The sequence below is a fragment of the Geobacillus sp. BK01 genome, from assembly GCF_052220245.1.
GTDB lineage: Bacteria > Bacillota > Bacilli > Bacillales > Anoxybacillaceae > Geobacillus.
In genome coordinates this window covers 131888-155343 of the sequence record NZ_JBQPTH010000004.1, presented here as the reverse complement: position 1 = coordinate 155343, position 23456 = coordinate 131888, and the positions used below count along the sequence as shown (strand labels likewise).

The 23456-nt window shown below is 51.4% G+C and carries 25 protein-coding genes and 3 pseudogenes; 8 read left to right on the top strand and 20 right to left on the bottom strand.

Annotated elements, in window-relative coordinates:
* Positions 1 to 35: 35 nt before the first annotated feature.
* On the top strand, positions 36 to 1508 hold the full coding sequence (locus ACTVDO_RS06585) for an aminotransferase class I/II-fold pyridoxal phosphate-dependent enzyme (RefSeq protein WP_020959190.1): 1473 nt from the start codon (positions 36 to 38) through the stop codon (positions 1506 to 1508).
* Positions 1509 to 1620: 112 nt separating this feature from the next.
* Here the strand turns inward: ACTVDO_RS06585 and ACTVDO_RS06580 are convergent, their stop codons facing one another.
* Positions 1621 to 1746 carry a GapA-binding peptide SR1P gene (locus ACTVDO_RS06580; protein WP_020959189.1) on the bottom strand — a complete coding sequence of 42 codons (126 nt, stop codon included), beginning with the start codon at positions 1744 to 1746 and terminating at the stop codon, positions 1621 to 1623.
* Between the two features lie 201 nt (positions 1747 to 1947).
* Between ACTVDO_RS06580 and ACTVDO_RS06575 the strand changes: the two genes are divergently transcribed.
* Complete coding sequence (locus tag ACTVDO_RS06575; protein WP_020959188.1) at positions 1948 to 2325, top strand: DUF1885 family protein; 378 nt, start codon at positions 1948 to 1950, stop codon at positions 2323 to 2325.
* A 116-nt stretch (positions 2326 to 2441) separates the two neighbouring features.
* Here ACTVDO_RS06575 and ACTVDO_RS06570 read toward each other — a convergent pair whose 3' ends face one another.
* From ACTVDO_RS06570 to pdhA, 5 genes are all read right to left on the bottom strand, one after another.
* Positions 2442 to 2684, bottom strand: a complete 243-nt coding sequence (locus ACTVDO_RS06570; RefSeq protein WP_020959187.1) for a hypothetical protein — start codon at positions 2682 to 2684, stop codon at positions 2442 to 2444.
* Between the two features lie 230 nt (positions 2685 to 2914).
* On the bottom strand, positions 2915 to 4327 hold the full coding sequence (gene lpdA, locus ACTVDO_RS06565; RefSeq protein WP_020959186.1) for a dihydrolipoyl dehydrogenase: 1413 nt from the start codon (positions 4325 to 4327) through the stop codon (positions 2915 to 2917).
* 4 nt (positions 4328 to 4331) lie between these two features.
* Positions 4332 to 5630 carry a dihydrolipoamide acetyltransferase family protein gene (locus ACTVDO_RS06560; RefSeq protein WP_020959185.1) on the bottom strand — a complete coding sequence of 433 codons (1299 nt, stop codon included), beginning with the start codon at positions 5628 to 5630 and terminating at the stop codon, positions 4332 to 4334.
* Between the two features lie 73 nt (positions 5631 to 5703).
* Positions 5704 to 6681: a pyruvate dehydrogenase complex E1 component subunit beta gene (gene pdhB, locus ACTVDO_RS06555; RefSeq protein ID WP_020959184.1), complete on the bottom strand. Its 978-nt coding sequence runs from the start codon at positions 6679 to 6681 to the stop codon at positions 5704 to 5706.
* Between the two features lie 3 nt (positions 6682 to 6684).
* Positions 6685 to 7794, bottom strand: coding sequence for a pyruvate dehydrogenase (acetyl-transferring) E1 component subunit alpha (gene pdhA / locus ACTVDO_RS06550; RefSeq protein ID WP_442901234.1), 1110 nt, complete (start codon positions 7792 to 7794; stop codon positions 6685 to 6687).
* 526 nt (positions 7795 to 8320) lie between these two features.
* On the opposite strand from pdhA, the gene def reads away from it, so the two are divergent.
* Positions 8321 to 8875 (top strand): peptide deformylase, encoded by a 555-nt coding sequence (gene def / locus ACTVDO_RS06545; protein ID WP_020959182.1) that lies wholly within the window; start codon positions 8321 to 8323, stop codon positions 8873 to 8875.
* A 79-nt stretch (positions 8876 to 8954) separates the two neighbouring features.
* On the opposite strand, the gene ACTVDO_RS06540 is transcribed toward def, so the two are convergent.
* On the bottom strand, positions 8955 to 9731 hold the full coding sequence (locus tag ACTVDO_RS06540; RefSeq protein ID WP_442901233.1) for a Cof-type HAD-IIB family hydrolase: 777 nt from the start codon (positions 9729 to 9731) through the stop codon (positions 8955 to 8957).
* Positions 9732 to 9914: 183 nt separating this feature from the next.
* On the opposite strand from ACTVDO_RS06540, the gene ACTVDO_RS06535 reads away from it, so the two are divergent.
* From ACTVDO_RS06535 to rnjA, 3 genes are all read left to right on the top strand, one after another.
* Positions 9915 to 10049: a hypothetical protein gene (locus ACTVDO_RS06535; protein WP_020959180.1), complete on the top strand. Its 135-nt coding sequence runs from the start codon at positions 9915 to 9917 to the stop codon at positions 10047 to 10049.
* Between the two features lie 145 nt (positions 10050 to 10194).
* Positions 10195 to 10410 (top strand): DNA-dependent RNA polymerase subunit epsilon, encoded by a 216-nt coding sequence (locus ACTVDO_RS06530; protein ID WP_020959179.1) that lies wholly within the window; start codon positions 10195 to 10197, stop codon positions 10408 to 10410.
* A complete protein-coding gene (rnjA, locus tag ACTVDO_RS06525; RefSeq protein WP_020959178.1) occupies positions 10407 to 12074 on the top strand; it encodes a ribonuclease J1 in 1668 nt (555 codons plus the stop codon). Before ACTVDO_RS06530 ends, rnjA begins: the two co-directional genes overlap by 4 nt.
* Positions 12075 to 12336: 262 nt before the next feature.
* Here the strand turns inward: rnjA and ACTVDO_RS06520 are convergent, their stop codons facing one another.
* From ACTVDO_RS06520 to fadH, 11 genes and pseudogenes are all read right to left on the bottom strand, one after another.
* Complete coding sequence (locus ACTVDO_RS06520) at positions 12337 to 12999, bottom strand: potassium channel family protein (protein WP_041267868.1); 663 nt, start codon at positions 12997 to 12999, stop codon at positions 12337 to 12339.
* Positions 13000 to 13099: 100 nt separating this feature from the next.
* Positions 13100 to 13524, bottom strand: a pseudogene (locus ACTVDO_RS06515) (TlpA family protein disulfide reductase).
* Between the two features lie 72 nt (positions 13525 to 13596).
* On the bottom strand, positions 13597 to 14145 hold the full coding sequence (locus ACTVDO_RS06510; protein WP_020959176.1) for a peroxiredoxin: 549 nt from the start codon (positions 14143 to 14145) through the stop codon (positions 13597 to 13599).
* A gap of 243 nt (positions 14146 to 14388) precedes the next feature.
* Complete coding sequence (locus ACTVDO_RS06505; protein ID WP_020959175.1) at positions 14389 to 14631, bottom strand: YkuS family protein; 243 nt, start codon at positions 14629 to 14631, stop codon at positions 14389 to 14391.
* Positions 14632 to 14685: 54 nt separating this feature from the next.
* Positions 14686 to 15819, bottom strand: coding sequence for an N-acetyldiaminopimelate deacetylase (locus tag ACTVDO_RS06500; protein ID WP_020959174.1), 1134 nt, complete (start codon positions 15817 to 15819; stop codon positions 14686 to 14688).
* 56 nt (positions 15820 to 15875) lie between these two features.
* Positions 15876 to 16586: a 2,3,4,5-tetrahydropyridine-2,6-dicarboxylate N-acetyltransferase gene (dapD, locus tag ACTVDO_RS06495; RefSeq protein WP_020959173.1), complete on the bottom strand. Its 711-nt coding sequence runs from the start codon at positions 16584 to 16586 to the stop codon at positions 15876 to 15878.
* Between the two features lie 93 nt (positions 16587 to 16679).
* Positions 16680 to 17135 carry a cyclic-di-AMP-binding protein CbpB gene (gene cbpB / locus ACTVDO_RS06490; protein WP_020959172.1) on the bottom strand — a complete coding sequence of 152 codons (456 nt, stop codon included), beginning with the start codon at positions 17133 to 17135 and terminating at the stop codon, positions 16680 to 16682.
* 104 nt (positions 17136 to 17239) lie between these two features.
* The gene (gene abbA / locus ACTVDO_RS06485) at positions 17240 to 17437 is read right to left on the bottom strand and encodes an antirepressor AbbA (RefSeq protein ID WP_020959171.1); all 198 of its coding nucleotides are present in this window, start codon (positions 17435 to 17437) and stop codon (positions 17240 to 17242) included.
* Positions 17438 to 17563: 126 nt separating this feature from the next.
* Positions 17564 to 17797 (bottom strand): hypothetical protein, encoded by a 234-nt coding sequence (locus ACTVDO_RS06480; protein WP_020959170.1) that lies wholly within the window; start codon positions 17795 to 17797, stop codon positions 17564 to 17566.
* A gap of 48 nt (positions 17798 to 17845) precedes the next feature.
* Complete coding sequence (locus ACTVDO_RS06475) at positions 17846 to 19063, bottom strand: EAL domain-containing protein (protein WP_020959169.1); 1218 nt, start codon at positions 19061 to 19063, stop codon at positions 17846 to 17848.
* Between the two features lie 219 nt (positions 19064 to 19282).
* Complete coding sequence (gene fadH / locus ACTVDO_RS06470; protein WP_020959168.1) at positions 19283 to 20050, bottom strand: 2,4-dienoyl-CoA reductase; 768 nt, start codon at positions 20048 to 20050, stop codon at positions 19283 to 19285.
* 266 nt (positions 20051 to 20316) lie between these two features.
* Between fadH and ACTVDO_RS06465 the strand changes: the two genes are divergently transcribed.
* On the top strand, positions 20317 to 21186 hold the full coding sequence (locus tag ACTVDO_RS06465; RefSeq protein ID WP_020959167.1) for a metallophosphoesterase: 870 nt from the start codon (positions 20317 to 20319) through the stop codon (positions 21184 to 21186).
* Positions 21187 to 21244: 58 nt separating this feature from the next.
* Positions 21245 to 21694, top strand: coding sequence for a YkyB family protein (locus tag ACTVDO_RS06460; RefSeq protein WP_020959166.1), 450 nt, complete (start codon positions 21245 to 21247; stop codon positions 21692 to 21694).
* A 221-nt stretch (positions 21695 to 21915) separates the two neighbouring features.
* Here the strand turns inward: ACTVDO_RS06460 and ACTVDO_RS06455 are convergent.
* Positions 21916 to 22425, bottom strand: a pseudogene (locus ACTVDO_RS06455) (glycosyltransferase); the annotation flags it as partial.
* 152 nt (positions 22426 to 22577) lie between these two features.
* Positions 22578 to 23417: pseudogene (locus ACTVDO_RS06450) on the bottom strand (glycosyltransferase family 2 protein); the annotation flags it as partial.
* Between the last annotated feature and the right edge of the window lie 39 nt (positions 23418 to 23456).

The window sequence follows — 23456 nt, the reverse complement described above, 5'->3', positions numbered from 1 at the left end:
TGTTTTATTTTAAGGCAAAGAGGTGTGGAAAACCATTGTCGCAACTCGAAACACCATTGTTTACCGGACTGCTGGAACACGCCAAAAAAGATCCGGTCCAATTTCACATTCCCGGCCATAAAAAAGGAGCCGGCATGGATCCGGAATTTCGCGCCTTCATCGGGGAAAACGCCTTGGCGATCGATTTAATCAACATCAGCCCGCTCGATGACTTACACCATCCGAAAGGGATGATCAGACGGGCGCAAGAACTTGCTGCTGAAGCGTTCGGCGCCGATTATACGTTTTTCTCGGTACAGGGGACGAGCGGCGCGATCATGACGATGGTCATGTCGGTCGCCGGACCGGGCGATAAAATTATCGTGCCGCGCAACGTCCATAAATCCGTGATGTCGGCGATCGTCTTTTCCGGGGCCACGCCGATTTTCATCCATCCGGAAATCGATAAGGAGCTTGGCATTTCCCACGGCATCACCCCCCAAGCGGTCGAAAAAGCGCTCGAACAACACCCGGATGCCAAAGGGGTGCTCGTCATCAACCCGACGTACTTCGGCATTGCCGGCGATTTGAAAAAAATCGTCGAGATCGCCCATTCGTACAATGTCCCGGTGCTCGTCGACGAAGCGCATGGCGTGCATATCCATTTCCATGAACGCTTGCCGCTCTCCGCGATGCAAGCCGGCGCTGATATGGCGGCGACAAGCGTCCATAAGCTCGGCGGATCGCTGACGCAAAGCTCGATTTTAAACGTGCGTGAGGGGCTCGTTTCCGCCAACCATGTGCAAGCCATTTTAAGCATGTTGACAACGACATCAACATCGTATTTGCTGCTTGCTTCGCTTGATGTCGCCCGCAAACAGCTGGCGACGAAAGGACGGGAGCTCATCGACAAGGCGATCCACCTCGCGGAATGGACGCGGCGGCAAATCAATGAAATTCCGTATTTATACTGCGTCGGTAAAGAAATTTTAGGCACAGAAGCGACGTATGACTACGACCCGACGAAGCTGATCATCTCTGTCAAGGAGCTCGGTTTGACCGGCCATGATGTCGAACAATGGCTCCGCGAAACGTACAACATCGAGGTGGAGCTTTCCGATTTATATAACATTTTGTGCATCATCACCCCGGGTGACAGCGAGCGCGAAGCCGGTCTGCTCGTTTCAGCGCTTCGCCGTCTGTCGGAACAGTTCAGCCACCAAGCAGCCGCTGGGGTCAAACCGAAAGTGCTGCTCCCGGACATCCCGGCCTTAGCCTTGACGCCGCGCGATGCGTTTTATGCCGAAACGGAAGTTGTGCCGTTTCACGAGTCGGCGGGCCGAATTATCGCTGAATTTGTGATGGTGTACCCGCCTGGCATCCCAATCTTTATCCCGGGCGAAATCATTACGGAAGAAAACTTAAAGTATATCGAAACGAATTTGGCCGCTGGCCTCCCTGTCCAAGGCCCTGAGGATGATACGCTGCAAACGCTGCGCGTGATTAAAGAATATAAACCGATTCGCTAACAGCACAAGCCAGACAAACACCGGCTTGTGCTTTTTTTGTCAAATAAACGGCGCGCATGTGCCCCTTCCACATGCGCGCCTATCCGTTCCTTCCCCCATCAGTTTGACCGTTTTACTCTCTTTCTTCCCCTTCGTTGTCATGCTCGCAACAATCGCATTTTCCGTAAAGCGTTGTCACCTTTTCGTCTTCGAAATACCCAATCGTCGCTTCACATGCTTGACATACGATCGTGCCCATCCCCATAACCCCTTTATGATGATAAATTTCGTTGTTGATTTCATAATAATATATCACATTTCGATTGTCAATCCTAATTTGTATGTCACATTTAAAATAGAAATCACTTTTTGCAGCATGAAACTTTTTCGCCGCTATCCGGAAAAACGTGGTACAATGAATACAAACGAAACATAGGGATGGCGAAAGGAGAGAAGGGAATTGAACACATGCTTGAAGCTGCCGGCTGGGAAAACGGTTACAATCGAGGAAGTGAAACAGCTGCTCGAGCGCTACCGAACAGCGCTTGGCAAAACAGGAGAACAGCTCGGCTGGGCTTACGGACAGGCCGCGTTTCCGTATGCGGTCGGCGAACATGAAGCCGCCCTTTACTTGCAAGGCGACGGCCGTCTGTATAAAGGAATCGTTATTTCAGTGCGGACAACCGAGGAAGCAACGTTCATTGATGTAGCGCTGCCACCGGGGGCGACGCACGGGGATAAAGGGAAAGCAAATGAATTCAGCAAATGGCTCGGGAAAGCGCTTGGTGGCGAACTGCATTTGTTCAGCGGCCGGACGATGGTGTTTGGCAGCGCGTAAACAGCGGGCGTTCAACCGCTGTTTTTTATGATCCGAAAGCCAGGGGAAACGGCAAATGAACTGGCCTTGCCGAAAGGGGAGTATCGGAATCCCCGGCCTTGGATAAGCGGGGAAAGTCAATGGACAGCTTGCCAAATGAAATGCTGGCCGGCAAAATAAACAGCCGCCGTTACAATCGTCGTCAGCGCTGCTTGACGCGTTGCCAGACCGAGTTGGCGCGCCAGCAAAAATGCTATGTACATAAAGACGCACAACATCAGCCCGCGAAAAAACGGCCGATCCCGCCCTGATAACCACTCAATTAGCGAAAAACTGCTCCAAATCATCATCTGCAACAAAAAAGCAACGTATGCTTTCATCTCGAACCCATCTCCCGCTTTTCTTTACCATAACGATATGAAGCAACAGCGGAAAATAGTATGGAATTTTGGACAAGAAACAGACGAAGAGGAACGCCATTTCCGCCCGGACCGTCTTTGATTCAGATGCAGGCAGATAAACGCCGCTCCCCCGTTAGGCGCTGCCTTGACATAGCCATGAGTAAAAAGCGACCGGGTGAAGTTTGTCCTTCAATCCGGTCGCATTGCTGTTACTTCGTAATAATATGAATCGGTGTGCCGAGCGCCACTTCGGCTGCTTCCATGGCGATTTCGCCAAGCGTCGGATGCGCATGGATCGTCAAGGCAATATCTTCCGCCGTCATCCCAGCCTCAATGGCCAATCCTAGTTCGGCGATCATATCGGATGCGCTCGGGCCGATGATTTGCGCTCCGATGACGACGCCGTCTTCTTTGCGAACGACAAGCTTCAGGAAGCCGTCCGTGTCGTTCAGCGCCAAGGCGCGGCCGTTGGCGGCAAACGGGAACTTCGCCGTGATCACATCAATGCCTTCGTCTTTTGCCTGCTGCTCAAAATAACCAACGGAAGCGCACTCCGGATCGGAGAACACGACCGCCGGAATGGCGACATAATCGACGACTGACGGATGGCCGGCGATGGCTTCAGCCGCTACTTTTCCTTCATACGACGCCTTGTGGGCGAGCGCCGGCCCTGGGACGATGTCACCGATGGCGAAAATGTTCGGCACGCTTGTGCGGCATTGTTCGTCCACTTCAATCAAGCCGCGGTCCGTCATTTTAATGCCGACTTGTTCAAGGCCGAGCTCGTCCGTGTTCGGACGGCGGCCGACCGTGACTAACACGTAGTCAGCATCAACCGTTTTCGTTTCGCCGTTAGCTTCATACGTGACCGTGACGCCATCCGCGCGCTCCTCGGCTCCTTTTGCCAGCGCATTTGTCACGATGTCAACGCCTTTTTTCTTTAAGCGGCGTTTAATGATGGCCGCCATTTGTTTTTCAAAACCGGATAAAATTTCACCGGCCCCTTCCAAAATCGTTACTTTCGTTCCGAAGTTGGCGTAGGCTGTACCAAGCTCGATGCCGATATAACCACCGCCGATGACAACAAGCGATTTCGGAACTTCCCCAAGGTTGAGCGCTCCGGTCGAATCAAGAATACGGTCGGAAAACTTGAAACTCGGCAGCTCAATCGGGCGCGAACCAGTGGCGATAATGGCGTTTTTGAACGTATACGTCTGCGCGCTGTCGCCGTTGACGACACGCACCGTATTGGCGTCGACAAAATACGCTTCCCCTTTGACAATCTCCACTTTGTTTCCTTTTAACAGCCCTTCGACGCCGCCCGTTAATTTTTTCACGACGCTTGCTTTCCATTCTTGCACTTTGGCAAAATCGACAGTGACGTTCTCCGCCTTAATGCCCATTTCTTCGGAATGCTTCGCCTGCTCATAGCGGTGGCTTGCGGAGATCAGTGCTTTTGACGGGATGCAGCCGACGTTTAAGCAAACGCCGCCTAAGTTCCCTTTTTCCACAATCGTCACTTTTTGGCCGAGCTGTGCGGCGCGGATGGCGGCCACATAACCGCCAGGACCGGCACCGACGACGAGCGTTTCCGTTTCAATTGCAAAATCGCCAACTACCATCGTTTTACGCCTCCATTAATAATAATTCTGGATCGCTTAACAGCCGTTTAATGTGGTTGAGCGCTTTTTGCGCCGTTGCTCCGTCGATCATCCGATGGTCGAAGCTCAAAGAGAGCGCCAGAACCGGAGCAGCAACGATTTCGCCATCGCGGACGATCGGTTTTTCCGCGATGCGGCCGATGCCAAGAATGGCCACTTCCGGATGGTTGATGACCGGGGTGAACCATTGCCCGCCGGCTGAGCCGATGTTGGTAATCGTGCACGACGCGCCTTTCATTTCATTTGGCGCCAATTTGCCGTCCCGCGCTTTTTCGGCGAGCTCGTTGATTTCTTGCGCCAAGCCGAAAATCGGCTTCCGGTCGGCATGTTTAATGACCGGCACAAGCAAGCCGCGGTCTGTGTCAGCGGCGATGCCGATGTTGTAATAATGCTTATGGATGATTTCTTCCGTTTCATCATCGATGGACGTATTCAGCACCGGGTATTCACGCAGCGCGGAAACGAGCGCTTTGACAACATACGGCAAGAACGTCAGCTTGATGCCTTTTTCGGCCGCGATCGCTTTGAACTTTTTCCGGTGGGCGACGAGTTTCGTCACATCGACTTCGTCCATAAGCGTCACGTGTGGAGCAGTATGTTTCGAATGGACCATCGCTTTGGCGATCGCCCGGCGAATGCCGCTCATTTTCTCGCGCGTTTCCGGGAATTCCCCTTCCGGCGCGATCGGTTTCGCCGCCGCTTGCGGCGCTGCTTTTTCCTCGGCCGCCGGCGCCGGAGCGGGTTGGGCCGCGGCGTTTGCGCCGCCGGCAAGGAAGGCATCGACATCTTCTTTTAAGATGCGGCCATTTTTGCCTGTTCCTTGAACGAGGCGAATGTCCACACCTTTTTCACGCGCATATTTGCGCACAGACGGCATCGCGATGACTCGGCGGGTTGGATCCACTTCCGCCGCGGCTGCCGGAGCAGCAGCTTCAACGTTTTCCTCTTTCGACACCGCTTCCGTTTTTTCCTCTTTTTTCGTCTCTTCTTCGTGCTCTTGGCCTTTAAACGTCATGTTTTCATATCCCGGCGCATCAAGCGTGATAAGCGTTTGCCCGACCGTCGCCACCGTTCCTTCCGGGACGAGAATTTCAAGCACTTTCCCTTTGACCGGGGACGGAATTTCGACAACCGCCTTGTCGTTTTGCACTTCGCACAGTACGTCATCTTCGTTGACTTCATCGCCTGGTTTCACAAACCATTTAACGATCTCGCCTTCATGAATGCCTTCACCGATGTCCGGCAGCTTAAATTCAAATGCCACTGTATGTCGACCTCCTATCGTTTGCCGAAAATAGGCGGGGGAAATCGTTCCGCTCCCCCGGATTTGTCCGCTATTAGAAGTTCATCACTTTTTTCGCCGTTTCGATCACATCTTTAAAGTTCGGCAGCCACACCGACTCCGCTTGGGCAAACGGGTACACCGTATCCGGTGCAGCCACGCGCAATACCGGCGCCTCAAGGCTTAGAATGGCCCGCTCATTAATTTCGGCAACGACGTTGGCGGCGATGCCGGCCTGCCGCTGTGCCTCTTGGACGACGATGGCGCGTCCTGTCTTTTCCACCGACCCGATGATCGTTTCGATATCGAGCGGTTGCACGGTACGCAAGTCGACGACTTCAGCAGAAATGCCTTCCTTTTCTAATTCTGCCGCCGCCTTTAACGATTCATGCACCATGGCGCCGTATGCGATGATCGTTAAGTCTTTTCCTTCGCGCTTAATGTCCGCCTTGCCAATCGGAATTGTGTACTCCCCTTCCGGCACTTCTTGGCGGAACGAGCGGTACAGCTTCAAATGCTCAAGGAAAATAACCGGGTCGTTGTCGCGAATGGACGAGATGAGCAGCCCTTTGGCGTCATACGGCGTTGATGGAATGACGACTTTCAGACCCGGCTGTTGAGCAACAAGCCCTTCTAAGCTGTCCGAATGCAACTCTGGCGTATGAACACCGCCGCCAAAAGGCGAGCGAACCGTAATCGGCATATGGTAACGGCCGCCAGTGCGATAGCGAATACGTGCCATTTGCCCGGAAATCGAATCCATCACTTCATAAACAAAGCCAAAAAACTGAATTTCCGGCACCGGACGAAACCCTTGCAGCGCCAAGCCGATTGCCAGACCGCCGATTCCCGATTCGGCCAGCGGCGTATCAAACACGCGTTCTTCGCCGAACTCGGCTTGCAGCCCTTCGGTAGCCCGGAATACGCCGCCGTTGACCCCAACGTCTTCCCCAAAAATAAGCACGTTCGGATCATTTTTCAACTCGATGCGCAGCGCATCGGTGATCGCTTGAACCATTGTCATTTGCGCCATGGCTTACTTCGACTCCTTCTCTTTATAAATTTCATACTGTTCCTTTAAGTTCGCCGGCAACTCTTCGTACATGATGCTGATCAAGTCGGTTACTTTTTGCTTCGGCGTTTCATCTGCTTTTTTGATCGCCTCTTTAATATCCTCTTTCGCCTGCTCGATGACGCGGTTTTCCTCTTCCTCGCTCCATAAACCTTTTGCTTCCAAAAACTTCCGGAAACGTACAAGCGGATCTTTTTTCGCCCATTCGTTTTCCAGCTCTTTCGAACGATAGCGGGTCGGATCGTCGCCAGACATCGTGTGCGGGCCGTAGCGGAAGCAAAGCGTTTCGATGAGCGTCGGCCCTTCACCGTTAATGGCGCGTTCGCGAGCTGCCTTCACCGCTGCGTAGACCGCGAGCGCGTCCATGCCGTCGACTTGAATGCCCGGAATGCCGGCAGCAACCGCTTTTTGTGCCAACGTTTGGGCCACCGTTTGCTTTTCGACCGGCGTCGAGATAGCAAAGCGGTTGTTTTGCACGATAAAGATGGCCGGTGCTTTAAACGCTCCAGCAAAGTTGATCCCTTCGTAGAAATCGCCTTGCGATGTACCGCCGTCGCCCGTGTATGTAATGGCTACTGCTTTTTTGCCCCGCATTTTCAGGCCGAGCGCCACGCCGGCTGCTTGAATGTATTGGGCGCCGATGATGATTTGCGGCGGCAAGACGTTGACGCCTTCTGGGATTTGGTTTCCATGGAAATGGCCGCGTGAGAACAAAAATGCTTGGTAAAGCGGCAGCCCGTGCCAAACGATTTGTGGGACATCCCGGTATCCCGGCAAAATGAAGTCCTCTTTTTCAAGCGCAAAGTGGCTGGCAATTTGGCTTGCTTCCTGCCCGGCAGTCGGCGCGTAAAAGCCGAGGCGGCCTTGACGGTTTAACGAAATGGAGCGTTGGTCAAGAATGCGCGTATACACCATGCGGCGCATTAACTCTTTTAACTGATCGTCACTTAAATCCGGCATCGCCTCTTTATTGACGATTTCGCCTTCTTCATTCAAAATTTGGAACGTCGGAAACTGCTCGGCCACTTTCTCGAGCTGCTCCGCAAACCGAAACTGGGAGGTCTTCACACCCATTTTGTTCACCTCTGCCTTTCATCAAAAATTTGGAAATCAGGCTACATTCACCCATATACTATTAATGTACCCAAAATGAAGAAGAAATAAAAAAGGGCCACCACTTGGCGCCGCTGCAAACGAATCAGGCGCCCAAATCTGTATTATTGTTTTTTACTTTCAAATTAGTACAATGTCCATCCACAAGATTTAGTTTACACTTTATTTTTTTAGTCGTCAATCTCTTTGATTTGTCTTGTTTTTTCTCTTTCTGGAATGGATATATTTGGTTAATAGAGGTCAGTTTTATAAAACTGTTATATTACATAGGCGAATGACTGTATTAATTCTGTGTTATATTTTTGAAAAAATATAAATCATGTTGCCACCTTTCTTATTGTTGAGAGCGTTTTCTAACATAAATGTTATTTTTTCTTTATTCCTCAATAATATATCTAGACAACCGCATTTTCATTTACGGCATGTGAGCATTTTTGTTAGACTAAAATATAAACAGCCATGCCAAAGACAGGGAGTGAAAAAGCGGATGATCACGATGAAAGATATCATTAAAGAAGGACATCCGACGCTGCGGAAGATCGCCGAGCCCGTTCCACTGCCGCCTTCGGAGGAAGACAAGCGCATTTTGCAAAGCTTGCTTGACTATGTCAAAACGAGCCAAGACCCGGAACTGGCGGCCAAGTACGGCTTGCGGCCCGGCATTGGGCTGGCCGCTCCGCAAATTAACGTATCAAAGCGGATGATCGCCGTCCATGTTACTGACGAAAACGGAACGCTATACAGCTACGCCTTGTTCAACCCGAAAATCGTCAGCCACTCTGTACAGCAATGTTATTTGACAACCGGGGAAGGCTGCCTGTCCGTCGACCGCGATGTGCCAGGGTATGTGCCGCGCTACGCCCGCATCACCGTCACCGGCACAACGATCGACGGCGAAGAAGTCACCTTGCGCCTTAAGGGATTGCCAGCTATCGTCTTTCAGCATGAAATTGATCATTTAAACGGCATTATGTTTTACGACCATATCAATCCGGCCGACCCGTTTAAAGCGCCGGAAGGAGCGATCCCGATCGGGCGCTGAAACAATGTCAAGTTCCGGGCGGCGCCCGACGTTTTTTACAAACAAAAAGCGGTCCCGCCAGATGAGCGGAGACCGTTTTTTATGGAAGCAATTGCAATTGCTTGAGCCCGTGCCAGATGCCTTCCTCGGCGACCGGTTTGGTGACAAAATCGGCGACCCGTTTCACTTCCTCATGGGCATTGCCCATTGCCACCCCGGTTCCAACGAACGACAGCATTTCGATATCATTTAGTCCATCGCCGAACGCATACACATCTTCTTTGCTAATCCCAAGCTTCTCGATCATAAGGCGGATCCCTTCCGCCTTTGAGCCGCCCGCCGGCAGCACGTCCGTTGACACATCGTGCCAACGAACAAAGCGGAATTCCGGATAGTTGCGCACATACGGCGCTTCTTCTTCAGCGCGGCAAAACAACAGCGCTTGATAAATATCTTTGTTTTCGTAATACAAAGGGTCGACGGGCGGATGGGCAAACTTCAAGCTTCCCATGCTGACGTGAATATGCGGGTGGTCGTCGACGCTCGCTCTCATTTTCTCCGCATCCATAAAGACGAGCGGATGACCGTTTTGGTGGGCCTCTTCCATCAGCGCCCTCAGCTTCTCGCGACGGAGCGGCTGCTTATACAGCACGTTCCCTTCAAAAACGACGTATTGACCGTTAAAACTGACGAATGAATCAATGCCAAGCTGGCAGCGTACATGTTCAAACATAAACGGCGCCCGTCCGGTGGCGATGGCCACATAGACGCCGGCCTGTTTCAGTCGGCGGATCGCCTCAATCGTTGACGGCGGCAACTGTTTTTGCTCGTCAAGGAGCGTGCCGTCGATGTCGAAAAATACGATTTTTCTGCCCACATTCTCTTCCCCTTGCCGAAAATATATTCACTGTCTACCGTACTGAAAAACGGGCTAGATGTCAACCGAAACGCCACGATTCGTTCCATTTTTACCCACGAAAAACAAACCTTCGCCTACATATCATATATAATAGAACATTTACTTTCGTCGCAAAATGAGTACAATAAAAAGTAAGGAGTGATGAAAAATGTTGAAAAAGCTGAAAAAAAAGCTGCTTCAACAATGGAAAGATTTGCTCCGAAAAAAACTGATCGCCTAACTGTTCCAACAATAGCCCTTCCGCACGAAGGGCTTCTTTCCCACTTTGGCGAATGAAACAATTGAAACTCGTCAAAGATGGTACATATCGTCGGCACATCCCTCGCCTGCTTTTTGCTTTTGGCAATAAAAAACATGAAAACGATGGTTAATTCCTATATAATAAAAAAGCAATCATTGTACGATAAGGAGAGAGTTCACGATGATTTTCAAAGTGTTTTATCAAGAAAATGCAGATGAAGTGCCCGTGAGAGAAAAAACGAAAACGCTGTATATCGAAGCCGAGTCAGAGCGGGACGTACGCCGAAAACTGCAGGACCGTCCGATCAATATCGAGTATATTCAGCCGTTAGAGGGAGCGCATTTGGAGTACGAAAAGCGAAGCACTAACTTTCAAGTATTGGAGACTTCATCATGAAACTATTGACCGATCAACAAGTTGGCGTGTTTGCCCTCGGCGGACTGGGTGAAATCGGGAAGAATACATACGGCGTACAATTTCAAGACGAAATTATTGTCATCGACGCGGGCATTAAATTTCCGGAAGACGAATTGCTTGGCATTGACTACGTGATCCCTGACTATTCGTATTTAGTCAAACATGCCGAAAAAGTAAAAGGGTTGTTCATTACCCACGGACATGAGGACCATATTGGCGGCATCCCATATTTACTCCGGCAGGTGAACATCCCCATTTACGGCGGCAAACTGGCGCTCGGACTTATCCGCAACAAACTCGAGGAACACGGATTGCTTCGTCAGGCTAAACTCATTGAAATTCGCGAAGATGATGTCATCCGTTTCCAAAAAACAGCGGTCACCTTTTTCCGGACGACGCACAGCATCCCGGACAGCTACGGCATCGTTGTCAAAACGCCGGTCGGGCAAATCGTCCATACCGGAGACTTTAAATTTGACTTCACACCGGTCGGCGAGCCGGCCAATTTGACGAAAATGGCCGAAATCGGGAAAGAAGGCGTTCTTTGCTTGCTGTCAGACAGCACAAACAGCGAAATTCCACATTTTACGATGTCTGAGCGGCGTGTCGGTGAAAGCATTCATGACATTTTCCGCAAAGTGGATGGACGGATTATTTTCGCGACGTTTGCCTCCAATATTCACCGGCTTCAGCAAGTGACGGAAGCCGCGGTCGCCAATAACCGAAAAATCGCCGTCTTCGGCCGCAGTATGGAAGCGGCCATTGAAATCGGTCAAGATCTCGGCTACATTAAATGTCCGAAAGGTACGTTCGTCGATGCGAATGAAATCAACCGGCTGCCGGCCAACCGGGTGACGATTTTATGCACCGGCAGCCAAGGTGAACCGATGGCGGCTTTGTCGCGCATTGCCAACGGCACGCATCGGCAAATTCAAATCATCCCAGGCGACACGGTCGTCTTTTCTTCGTCGCCGATTCCGGGCAACACGGTGAGCGTCAACCGGACGATCAACATGCTGTACCGGGCCGGCGCCGAAGTGATCCACGGCCCGCTCAGCGATATCCACACGTCCGGACACGGCGGGCAAGAAGAGCAAAAACTCATGATCCGGTTGATGAAACCAAAATATTTTATGCCGATCCACGGCGAATACCGGATGCAAAAAATGCATGCTAAGCTCGCCATTGATTGCGGCGTGCCGGAGGCAAACTGCTTTATTATGGATAACGGCGAAGTGCTCGGCATCAGCGACAGCGAAGCGCGCATCGTCGGCAAAATTCCGTCCGGCTCCGTCTACATCGACGGCAGCGGCGTCGGTGACATCGGCAACATCGTCTTGCGCGACCGCCGCATTCTATCGGAGGAAGGGCTTGTGATCGTTGTCGTCAGCATCAACATGAAAGAGTTCAAAATCGCTGCCGGTCCGGATATCATTTCGCGCGGCTTTGTCTACATGCGCGAGTCAGGCGACTTAATCAGTGAAGCGCAGGCGCTCATCGCCAAACACCTCGAAAAAGTGCTCGAACGGAAAACAAATCAATGGTCGGAAATTAAAAATGAAATTACAGAAACGCTCGCTCCGTTCTTGTACGAACGAACGAAACGGCGGCCGATGATTTTGCCGATCATCATGGAGATTTAATTGAGCAGGAGAGGAGGACTAGCCCTCGTCGTCTCCCACCACCGTACGTACCGTTCGATATACGGCGGTTCGATTAAGCCTGACGCAGAGATTTGTACCGATATAAACGCCTCCAAAAAAGGGAGCCTTTCACAAGGCCCCCTTTTTTATACAATCGACTTGTAAACACTGCCGTCCGTGAGTGTGAAGCGCCGGGTACTTCCCTTTCCGCCAAAAACAAAGCTAGAGCGAACCCCAAGGGCGGAGGCTTCGTTTCTTCACATTAGCCGACGACTTTTTCCTCAAACCGGTCGATGTCACTGTCAGCACCGATCACGACCAACACATCGCCTTTGCGGATGATTTCCGAGGCGAGCGGGGAGACGATGACGCTTGCCCCACGCTTAATGGCGACGATGTTAATGCCGTAACGGGCGCGGATGTCCAGCTCCAAAAGCGAATGGCCGTCAAGCCGCTCACTCGCCACAATTTCGACGATGCTATGTTTGTCCGACAACTCCAAATAGTCCAAGACGTTGTTTGAAATAAGATTATGGGCGATCCGCTCGCCCATATCCCGCTCCGGGTGCACGATCTGGTCAGCGCCGATTTTTTTGAGCACTTTTTCATGGTAATCGTTCGTCGCCTTGACGGTGATATGGTTGACACCGAGCTCTTTTAAAATGAGCGTCGTCAAAATGCTCGCCTGAATGTTGTCGCCGATCGCCACAATGACATGGTCAAAGTTGCGGACACCTAAGCTTTTCAGCACATTTTCATCAGTTGTGTCGCCGACAACAGCGTGCGAAGCGATCGCCGCAAATTCATTCACCCGGTCTTCATCAATGTCAATCGCGAGCACTTCCATCCCTTGTTCGCTCAACGTGCGGCAAATGCTGCCGCCAAACCGTCCGAGGCCGATGACGGCAAACTGTTTCTTTTTCACCGTTGATTCCTCCATCTCTTGTCAATCATCACTTTTTCCCCTTATTGTAGCAAAAAAGAAAAGGATCGAAAATAATGCTTCGCTCCTTTTCAACCGCCCATTATGCCTGCTCCGCCTTTTCCGTTTCTTCGAGCACGCGATTGACACGTTTTTCAAGCATTTTCATGCCGCTGCTGCCCGCTTGGAAATGGCGGAGCTTCCCTTCGGAATCAAACACGTAATTTTATGCTCGTTATTGACTAAAATCGGCTGGATAATGCCGTGCTCTTCAGCTGTTTTTTTCACAAGCCCAATGTCCAAATCGTGTTCCGAGCGCGGCATATGAACAGATCTGACATTGTGCTTGTCTTTATACCGGCCGCGGAATTCGTTCACTTGCGGCATCGCTTCTTTGCACAAATGGCAGCTGACCGACCAAAAATGGATAAACGCCGGTTTTTCGCCGATCAACTCATCCCTTGATACTGTCCCATTTAACGTGGCCATTGCCCCAGTCAGCTCCGGCATTAGTTCGCGCCGTTTCACGCTTCATCCCCCCATCGGAAAAGAAAGGTCTAACGCCCGTTAGACCTTTCTTTATGATTCACGCGAATCTCCTTATACCGTCAACGTCGCTTGCCCCGGCTTCCAGTTTGCCGGGCAGAGGCCGCCGGTTTGCAGCGCTTGCAGCACGCGCAAGATCTCATCAACATCGCGGCCGATGTTATTATGGTGAACGACGGCATATTTCAGCTCGCCTTCCGGATCGATGATGAACAAACCGCGCAGCGCGACGCCCTCTTCCTCGATAAGCACGCCGTAATCGCGCGAAACTTGCTGCGTCCGATCAGCGGCGAGCGGGTATTTAATTTGGCCGATGCCGTTTTGATCGCGCGGCACGTCCATCCACGCCTTATGGGAGTAAACCGAGTCGGTCGACGCGCCGATCACGACCGCATCTAAGTCTTCGAACTCATCATAACGGTCGGAGATGGCCGTAATTTCTGTCGGACAAACGAACGTAAAGTCGAGCGGGTAAAAAAACAGCACGGTCCATTTGCCGTTTTTCATGTTTTCCTCAAGGCTGACGCGGCCAAATTCTCCGTTCGGCAGGACGGCTTCCATTTCAAAACGCGGCGCTTGTTTCCCGACTAAGCGCTCTGCCATATGTAATCCCTCCATTGCGAAAAAATATCGATGCCATACCGATCACCGACGTCATTCATGGCGACTCCCCCTATTTTGGATCGACGGTTATCACTAATGACTGTTCGTCATCGTTTCGTTGTTTCTGTTTTGAGAAGGAACGGCCGCTGCCTCCTTATTGGTTGACCCAACCTTCCCATTAGGTTTGCCTATGCTGTCGGCCCCATAAAAAACGGGCTGCTGGCGCACACAGCCCGACAATCGTTACCGAAGCTTTTGTTCAACTTTTTGGCAAATTTCTTCTGCTGTAAGTCCGCTCGCTTCAATGACCGGGCCGGACGTGACAATGTTTTGGATGCCGGCGACGTTTGGATCCAAGCCGGTAATGACGCAGCAATCGCAGCCTCTGGCATCTTGTTCTCCGCGCAGCGGAACAACGTCATACCCTCTTTCCTTCAACGCCTCCTGCACATCGGTCAGCGATTGCTCAACACCGATTTTCGCCATCACACTCCACCTCCTCACACACATAATGTGCCTTAATAGAGGCGGAACTATACTTCATTCCATATTTCCTTTCCACGAAACATAGCTGATTAAAAAGTCGATGGCCCGGTCGATCGCTGCTTCATTCGGAGCCAGCTTCGCATGATGCAGCCCGTACGCCGAATCAACGCCAAGCCAAAACATAAAACCGGGAATCTCCGCCAACATATAACCAAAATCCTCACCCGTCATCGCCTCTTTGCAACGGATGACGGTCATATCGGAGCGAGTGGCGGCAAATTGGATAAATTCCGCCGTCAATGCCGGGTCGTTGTACACTTCATGGTACATGGCGCCGTAATCGATCGCCGCTTCGCATTCGTAGGCCACTTCCACTCCCCGGACGATCGCTTCAATCCGCCGCTTCACCGCCTGCATCGCAGCGGTCGACAACGTCCGGATCGTCCCTTCAAGCCGGGCGCGTTCCGCGATGACGTTTTGTACTGTCCCGCCGGTAATTTTCCCGATTGTAATCACCGCACTGTCAAGCGGGTCGACGTTACGGGCGACGATCGACTGCAGCTGGGTTACGAGCGTGCAGGCGGCAACAACCATATCATTCGCCAAATGGGGAAAAGCCGCATGGCCGCCTTTCCCTTTTAAATCGATAAACAGCTCCGACGTATTGGCAAACAGTAGTCCTTCTTTCGTCGCAATCGTGCCGACCGGATATTCCGGGGCAATATGCAAGGCGACGATCATATCCGGCCTCCACTCGCGCATGATATCGCTTTTTAACATCGGTTTCGCCCCGCCCGGCCCTTCTTCCGCCGGCTGGAAAATAAACAGCAAATCGTCTTTGATCGGGTTACGGGCAAAATGGGCAAGCACGCCAAGGGCGATGCTCATATGAACGTCATGGCCACACGCATGCATCTGCCCTTCATGCTCAGAGCGGTATGGCAAGTCGGTTTCTTCACCGATCGGCAAGCCATCGATATCGGCGCGATAGCCGATCGTTTTTCGCGGCGATGTTCCTTTCACTTTGACAAAAATGCCCGTTTTCCATGTTCGGACGTCAAGCCGCTCTTGCGGCAGGGATCGAATATAATTCAACAAATATTGCTGTGTTTTAAACTCTTGAAACCCAAGCTCAGGAATTTTATGCAAATCCCGGCGAATGGCGACAAATGGACTGATCGCTTCCATCTTCTCTCCTCCATTGGAAAAAAGCTGCCCTGTAGGCGGACAGCTTTTTTGCGTGATTATAATTGACGAAGTTCTTGTTTCATTTCCGTTTTCGCCCTCGTTTGTTCGTCAATTTGCTTAATGACGCGCGCCGGGATGCCGGCCACGACTGTATACGGCGGCACGTCTTCGACGACGACCGCGCCGGCAGCGACGACCGCCCCTTTGCCGACGGTGACGCCTTCCAAAATGACGGCATTCGCGCCGATAAGCACATCGTCTTCAATGATCACCGGCTTGGCCGATGGCGGTTCAATCACTCCGGCCAACACCGCACCAGCGCCAACATGGCAGTTTTTCCCTACCGTCGCCCGGCCGCCGAGCACGGCGTTCATATCGATCATCGTCCCTTCACCGACGACGGCGCCGATGTTAATGACCGCTCCCATCATAATAACGGCGTTGTCACCGATTTCCACATGGTCGCGAATAATGGCGCCCGGCTCGATGCGCGCCTTGATTCCTTTTAAATCCAAAAGCGGAATGGCTGAATTGCGGCGGTCATTTTCGACGACATAATCTTCGATTTTGTCTTGATTCGCTTCGATTGCAGCTTGAATGTCTTGCCATTCGCCAAACACGACGCCGGCGTTGCCAGCGATGAACGTTTTTGCGCCCGGGCCGAAGTCAATGCCTTCCATGTTCCCTTTTATGTATACTTTGACCGGGGTCGATTTTTTGCTGTTTTGGATAAATGAGATGATTTCGTTCGCATCCATCATTTTCATGGGCCATTGCTCCTCCTTGTCCATGTTCGTTCCTTCTTTACTGTAGCAAAACAAAGATGATCGTGACAAGCATAAATTCCCGGGCACACCCGTCTACGGCTTAGGCGTTCCTTTTTGTTTGCGCAATTCTTTATTCAGCCGCTTTAAAATTTCCCGCCGGGTAAAAATTCCTTCAAAATAGCCATCATCGTTTTCTACACAGACGAACGGATGGTTGACGATGAGTCCCACCGCTTTCCAAAGCCGGTCGTCAAGCCGCAAGCGCGGAATGTTTCGGTTCATCACTTCTTCGACTTTCATCGTCTCAAGCCGTTCAAATTCGATGCGCTCCAATCCTAAGATCGCGTCCATAATCATCGTCATGCCAATCAACCCATGCAGCTTGTACGATGTATCAAGCACTGGGATCGCCGAATAGCCGGTTTTTGTGAGGACAAGGAGCGCATGATCCAAATAATTGCCCACCTGGACGTGCGCCACCTTGTCAGCTGGAATCAAAAACGGCTTGACAGTCATGTTCGCCCATTCATCATTCATAAATAAGCTCATCCATACGTTCCGCCTTTCTCTGTATGCATCTTCTCCTCTCCACCTGTATGATATCATAAAAAAGACTATCGCTTCTTTACAAGCGATAGCATCATGCCTTGTTTTTATCCTTCCTCTGTCAACAGCCGGTCATACAAACGCAAAAGCTGCCGGTATCTCTGTTCATCAGCCTCTTTATCCCCGTTTTCAATATCCGCCAGCTCAGAACGGACAAGTTCGAGCGCATATTGCTGGCTGAACATCACCTCAAGCAACAGTGACGCCTCCTCGCCCGACAGTTTGAGCGGCAGCCGCTTCGCCATCTCCATTCCCCCTTTGCCTCTTCCGCTTTCATATATATTCAGCAGCAAGGGGAAAAAGTCGTGGAAAAAAGCGTTATTTGCGGACAACGAAAAAGGCCATCCATGCGAACGGGATGGCCCTTTCTCTCAATAATAGCGCAGTGCCAAATAACCGATGGCAAAAATAGCGAGCAAAACCGCAAGCACGTAAGCGAGCAACATCGGGTTGCGCATATACGCATGTTCTTGCACCGTTTTCGGAATCGGCCCGTCAAGCTCCCCTTGCCAGCGCTGTTGGCGACCAAGGCGAACCGTATAGACGAACCCGATGACCGCGATCAGTACAGAGAGGGCAGATAACACAAAAGTGAGCTGTGCCATAAGTTTCACCTCATGTTTACTTTGCCGCAACGAGGTGATTTTATACGGTCAATAATGAGCGTCATGCTCAAACAAATAGCTGTAAGACAAGTCAATAAACAAATAATGGCGCTCGTCAATCGGATATGAATACGTCCGGATCGTTTCCCCGGTTTCAATGTCTGTATATAAATCCGATAAAATCCCTCTCCGGCGCGAACGCATACGGATGATGTTTTCCAAAAAATACGGGCGCCAGCTCCAATTTTTCATGAAATATTGCCGCTCCAACTCCCAGCGTCCACCGCGCTTAAACATATTGCCGGACTGCTGGAAACCGTCTTCATCGCAGACGTAAATGCGGAAACAGACGTCATCAAGCTCGCCGGCCAACAGTGAAATGAGCTCATTAAAGTCACCCGCTTTTTTGTATTTGCCAAGCAGCGCCGTAATCCGCTGCTGAAACTGCTCAGAAATTTGATACAGCGTTTCGAGCTTTTTCTTTTCCTGTTGGATGAAGCGATGACATTCTTGGCGGAGCAACTCTTTCAACAAATCGCGCGGCACGACTTCCGGCGCCGGCTTCGCCAAATAATACCCTTGGTAGTAGCGGCCGCCATGCCGCCAGGCGTACTGGAGCTGAAATGACGTTTCAATGTCCTCATACAGAAGCGTTGCCCCGATTTTGCGGGCCAACAGCGAAATGGAATGAACAATTTCTTGATAAGCTTGGTGGACAGACGTTTTTCGCAATTCGTGCAAATCGATTTTTAAAATGTCGGGTGACAAAACGCCGATCCGCTCGAGATGAATGCTATGTTCCGCGATGTTGTCAACCGCCACCTTAATGCCATACGTACGGATATACGTCAGTAAATGGCTGAGCTGATCCAAATCGCCTTTAAAATGCTGCTCGTTAATTTCCAATACAATACGGCTAAGCGCCAATCCTTTCGCTTCATAGGAAAGGAGCAACTGTAAAAACGATTCGCCGCGGTCAAGCATTAACAAATTGGCATCACGATTTATAAAGATGAGCAGCGTCTGATCGGGCAGCGTGAGAAAATAATCAAGCGCCTTTTTGGTGATGACATCATCCACTTCAATGCGAAACTCTTCCGGGATTGTTTCGTCATGAAAAAACGGCCCGAGGCTGACCGGCCCCGCTTCCGTTTGAAAGCGTCCAAGCACTTCATACCCGACGACGCCATGCTCATCGGCGCTAAAAATCGGTTGATAGTGGGGGATCGCTTGCGACAAGTTGGTCATAACGTCTAATGCATCCATCATGCTCACCTCATTCTTGTCGACCATCTTTGCCTTTATTATACCATATTGCCCAACCTTTCCCGGCACGAAAAAAAGCGGCCCCTAACGATAGGGAATCCGCTTAGGCAGCAGCTGCCGTTTCGCATATGTAAAGTAAAAAACGCCTGCTGACGCCGTTGGCCGATATATTGCTGCCACACGCGCCTTACAGCTTGCTGATGTTCGGGTGGAATTCGACTAAAACGGGCGCCGGTTCAGCCATTGCCCGCCGTCGACCGCGATGCAGGCGCCGTTGATGTAGGCGGCTTCATCCGAAAGCAAAAAGGCGGCGACCGCTGCAATCTCTTCCGGCGTTCCAAGCCGTCCGAGCGGCACGCTTTCGATCGTCATCCGTTCTGCCTCCTCCGATTCCCAAAGCCGCTCGGCCCCGCCCGTCCGCTCGATCGGCCCCGGGGCGATGGCATTGACGCGGAATCCATACTTTTTCCCCCACTCGACCGCCAGTGTGCGCGTCATCGCCAACACTCCCGCCTTGGCGCTTGCCGAATGAATCACTCCTGCGCCGGCATGCCAGGCGTATGTGGCAATGATGTTAACGATATTCCCCTTCAAGCCGCGCTGAATCCAATAGTTGCCGACTTCGCGGCTGCAATAAAACGTGCCGTTTAATACGATGTTAATGACGCTGTTCCAACCGTTGACCGAAAGTTTTTCCGCCGGGCAAATAAAATTACCGGCCGCATTGTTGACAAGGGCATCGATGCGGCCAAACTCGGCATCAGCCCTTTTGACCATCTCAGCGACTTGCTCCGGATCGCGCACATCCATCGGAACGGTGAGCACCCGTCCGCCGTCCGGCACGGCCATTTCCCGTTTTGCCTCTTCGAGCGCCTCAGCTCGCCGCCCGGTAATGACGACGTTCGCTCCTTCAGCAACAAACCGCTTCGCCATATATTTTCCCATTCCACTCGACCCGCCGGTAACAATAATGATTTTCCCGTTCATTCTCTCTCCCCCTATGACTGATGATTCATTCATCCTATTCATACGTTGGCTTCTTTCTTTCTTTTTTCTAGCATAGGGCAAATCCTCCATCTTTTCAATAGAAATGACTGATTTTTTCGAAAAACAAAATTCAACGGTCCCTTGTCCATCTTTCCGTCTTCTTGAGAATGAGGGCCTTTCTCATTTGGCACTATTATTTTTCTCCTATTGTTCTTTCCTGCCGGTTTTCGTTATAATAAAGCTACTTGTGAAAGGACGGCGGAACGATGCACCGGATTGAAACGGCCAAAATGACCCGACGTACGTTTTTGAAAAAGCTGACACGCACCGGATTCGTCACGGCGCTGGCAACATCATTCGCTTACGGCTACGCCCGCTGGATTGAGCCTTCGCACTTGACGGTGACGCACCATACGCTGTCACATCCGCTCATCCCGAAGGCGTTTAACGGCGTGAAACTGCTGCAGTTCAGCGACCTCCACCTCGGCCATTATTACAGCTTGGAACGATTTTATCGCATCATCGCCCACATCAATGAGCTGCGACCCGATCTCGTTGTCTTTACTGGCGATTTGCTTCATGAAGCGAACCGATACCCGGACACTGAAGCGGTCGCAGAGGCGTTGGCCGGCATCCGCGCTCCGCTTGGGAAATTTAGCGTTTATGGAAATCATGACCATGGTGGCTACGGGACTGACATTTATCGCCGGCTGATGGAGCGGGCAGGATTTCGCGTCCTTGTCAACGAGCATGTGCTCGTCCGCCGCGGGAGACAGGCGATCGCGGTGGCCGGCGGCGACGATATGATGCTCGGCCGGCCCGATTGGGCGAAAATGATAGCCGGCATTCCGCCGGCAACTTATACGATCGCCCTCGTTCACGAACCGGATGGCGCCGTTGAGACGTGCCGCTACCCGATTCATGTTCAGCTGTCCGGCCATAGCCATGGCGGACAAATTCAGCTGCCGTTTATCGGTCCGCTCATTACACCGCCGCTGTCCGAACGGTATTATGAAGGATTTTACCGCGTCGGCGGGCTGGTGCTGTACGTCAATCGCGGTCTCGGCACAACAAGGGTGCCGCTTCGCTTTTTCTCCCCGCCGGAGCTGACGCTCTTTTCACTGATTCATCGCTAGAAATGGGGCAAGCAGACCACAACTATGTTATAATAGAAAGAAAAAAGGAGACATGTCGATGAAACCGTTGCAGTTGACGGTCGACAATATCGCCAAGGCCATTTTTACGGTCAACCGCCATGCGAAGACGGCATTGAACCCTTCGTTTCTTTATCTTCTCAAGAAAAAAGCGATTGAAAAACTCCTTGAAGAAGGCAAGGCGAAAAAAGTCGGCCTCCACTTTTCCCGCAATCCGAAATATAGCCAGCAGCAATCGGACGTGCTTGTTGCCGTCGGCGACTACTATTTCCACATTCCCCCGACGAAACAAGATTTCGCCACCCTCCCGCACCTCGGCGCGCTCAGCGACTCATACCGAAACCCTTCCGCCCGGATGCCGTTATCACAGGCAAAAGCGATTCTCATCGCCTACACCGGGATGGAGGAATCGACAGAACGAAAGCCGAAACGATTGACAAAGCCGGCGGTCAAGCGGCTCGGTGGCCGCTACGAAAGGCGGAGGATTTAATGGAATCAGCAGCTTCAAAACGTCATTTCTCAAAAATGAAAACACTCTGTCGCATCTTATGTTTCTTTCCCCACTATAACCAAGTGGTCAAAGGCGCCAGGATGTTTCCGGCGCCTCCGTCCCCTCTCTCTGCTTATTAAAGATCCCCCATCCTCCCATAGTGAGGCAAGTTTGTGAGCATCGCTTCGCCTGTCTTCCCAGCGATGCCCGTTACGAAGGATTTAGACGGATACCCCTTTTCGTTTTATGCTCCCCCATTGTTTTTGACGGCGGATGGCATCGATGATTCCCTCGCATCGCCACCACGCCGTCAGCGGGCGATACCAAAACGTTTCCGTCAGCGCGAAGAAAAAGAGCCATACAAAATCAGAGACGTTCGGGAACTTCCGCTCGGTCCATTCCTCAAACAACACAGCGGCAGCGGACAAAAGCGATCCATATAAAACGGAAACCGCCAACAAAAGAAGAGCAAACTCGACGTATATGCTTCCAAGAAAAAGCGAAAGAACCATCACGATATATCCGGCCAGTTCAACGACAGGGCCTAGAAGTTCAATGAACCAAAAATAAGGAAAAGAAAGAAGGCCGATTGAACCATATTTCGGGTTCCACAACAGCGGCCGATGGCGCCATAAGCTTTCAAGCAGCCCGCGATGCCAGCGTCGGCGCTGTTTACGCAAGTCGCCATATGTTTCCGGCGCCTCCGTCCAGCAAACCGGATCCGGGATATACATCTCATATTTCGCAACCTTTGCATAATATACAAAAAACAACCCGAATATGCGCATAAAAATAATTTTTTATACAAAAATTGTAAAATAATTAATTTTTATTCGGTCAAACCTGGCTTATTTCGAATTTTTATTCAGGGTGCGAAATGTGAGATAATTTTTTTCGGCTCGTTTTTTTCCCGCGCCAACCGGTGCAGGCGCACGACGAGCTCCATATCTTCACCGGCCGTATCCGCATATCCTCCTGCTTCAATCACCCATTGTTTGGAAAAGACGCCAAACGCCCCAGAAACAATCAGCAGCAAGTTATGGCGGCTTAAGCCGAGACGGCCGAGCAAAAACGCGCGTAAATATTCGATCGTCTGCATAATGACAAGCGGCCGCCGTGACAACCCCACCTTCACGATGTCACCGCGCTCAATCCGGCAGCCATTGGCGATGCGGATGCTGCCCCCCGAAGCGATCACGTCCCCGTCCGACTCGATGATCGGCTTCATCACTTTTAAAAAGGCACGCCGCTCCAACACGGAATCGCCGTCAATCGAACAAATATATGGATAGCAGGCGGCGTTAATCCCGGCGTTTAACGCATCTGCCTTTCCGCCGTTTTCTTTATCAAGAACGAGCAGCTGTGGATAGGATGGTGACTGGTAAATGGTTTTGATTTCTTTTGCTGCCAGCTGGTGACGAATCACACGGTAAACGGGGCGAAGCCCGAAATGCTGAATCAACCGCTCGAGCGTTCGGTCTGTCGAACCGTCATTAATCACGATCACCTCATATTGCGGATATTCAATGCTGAGCAGCGAGCGAATCGAACCGATAATGCCGGCTTCTTCATTATAGGCGGGGACGAGAATAGACACCGGCTTCGCGTAACTGGCATCCAGCAGCTCCTCGTACGGTTCCCAGTCGTCAAGCCGGCGGGTGCGCCGTAAATAAATAAAGGAAGCAGCGAGCAAAAATGTGTAAAAAACGACAACACCGGTCATATAAACGAGCACAGCCTGCCCGATAACCGACACAAGTGC

Excerpts from the sequence above, each read along its gene's own strand:
- ACTVDO_RS06580 (WP_020959189.1), bottom strand. The coding sequence starts at position 1,746 with ATGGGCACGATCGTATGTCAAGCATGTGAAGCGACGATTGGGTATTTC.
- ACTVDO_RS06570 (WP_020959187.1), bottom strand. The coding sequence starts at position 2,684 with ATGAAAGCATACGTTGCTTTTTTGTTGCAGATGATGATTTGGAGCAGT.
- lpdA (WP_020959186.1), bottom strand. The coding sequence starts at position 4,327 with ATGGTAGTTGGCGATTTTGCAATTGAAACGGAAACGCTCGTCGTCGGT.
- pdhB (WP_020959184.1), bottom strand. The coding sequence starts at position 6,681 with ATGGCGCAAATGACAATGGTTCAAGCGATCACCGATGCGCTGCGCATC.
- pdhA (WP_442901234.1), bottom strand. The coding sequence starts at position 7,794 with ATGGGTGTGAAGACCTCCCAGTTTCGGTTTGCGGAGCAGCTCGAGAAA.
- def (WP_020959182.1), top strand. The coding sequence starts at position 8,321 with ATGATCACGATGAAAGATATCATTAAAGAAGGACATCCGACGCTGCGG.
- ACTVDO_RS06535 (WP_020959180.1), top strand. The coding sequence starts at position 9,915 with ATGAAAAATGTTGAAAAAGCTGAAAAAAAAGCTGCTTCAACAATGGAA.
- ACTVDO_RS06530 (WP_020959179.1), top strand. The coding sequence starts at position 10,195 with ATGATTTTCAAAGTGTTTTATCAAGAAAATGCAGATGAAGTGCCCGTG.
- rnjA (WP_020959178.1), top strand. The coding sequence starts at position 10,407 with ATGAAACTATTGACCGATCAACAAGTTGGCGTGTTTGCCCTCGGCGGA.
- ACTVDO_RS06510 (WP_020959176.1), bottom strand. The coding sequence starts at position 14,145 with ATGGCAGAGCGCTTAGTCGGGAAACAAGCGCCGCGTTTTGAAATGGAA.
- ACTVDO_RS06505 (WP_020959175.1), bottom strand. The coding sequence starts at position 14,631 with ATGGCGAAAATCGGTGTTGAGCAATCGCTGACCGATGTGCAGGAGGCG.
- ACTVDO_RS06500 (WP_020959174.1), bottom strand. The coding sequence starts at position 15,819 with ATGGAAGCGATCAGTCCATTTGTCGCCATTCGCCGGGATTTGCATAAA.
- dapD (WP_020959173.1), bottom strand. The coding sequence starts at position 16,586 with ATGAAAATGATGGATGCGAACGAAATCATCTCATTTATCCAAAACAGC.
- cbpB (WP_020959172.1), bottom strand. The coding sequence starts at position 17,135 with ATGAGCTTATTTATGAATGATGAATGGGCGAACATGACTGTCAAGCCG.
- abbA (WP_020959171.1), bottom strand. The coding sequence starts at position 17,437 with ATGGCGAAGCGGCTGCCGCTCAAACTGTCGGGCGAGGAGGCGTCACTG.
- ACTVDO_RS06480 (WP_020959170.1), bottom strand. The coding sequence starts at position 17,797 with ATGGCACAGCTCACTTTTGTGTTATCTGCCCTCTCTGTACTGATCGCG.
- ACTVDO_RS06475 (WP_020959169.1), bottom strand. The coding sequence starts at position 19,063 with ATGGATGCATTAGACGTTATGACCAACTTGTCGCAAGCGATCCCCCAC.
- fadH (WP_020959168.1), bottom strand. The coding sequence starts at position 20,050 with ATGAACGGGAAAATCATTATTGTTACCGGCGGGTCGAGTGGAATGGGA.
- ACTVDO_RS06465 (WP_020959167.1), top strand. The coding sequence starts at position 20,317 with ATGCACCGGATTGAAACGGCCAAAATGACCCGACGTACGTTTTTGAAA.
- ACTVDO_RS06460 (WP_020959166.1), top strand. The coding sequence starts at position 21,245 with ATGAAACCGTTGCAGTTGACGGTCGACAATATCGCCAAGGCCATTTTT.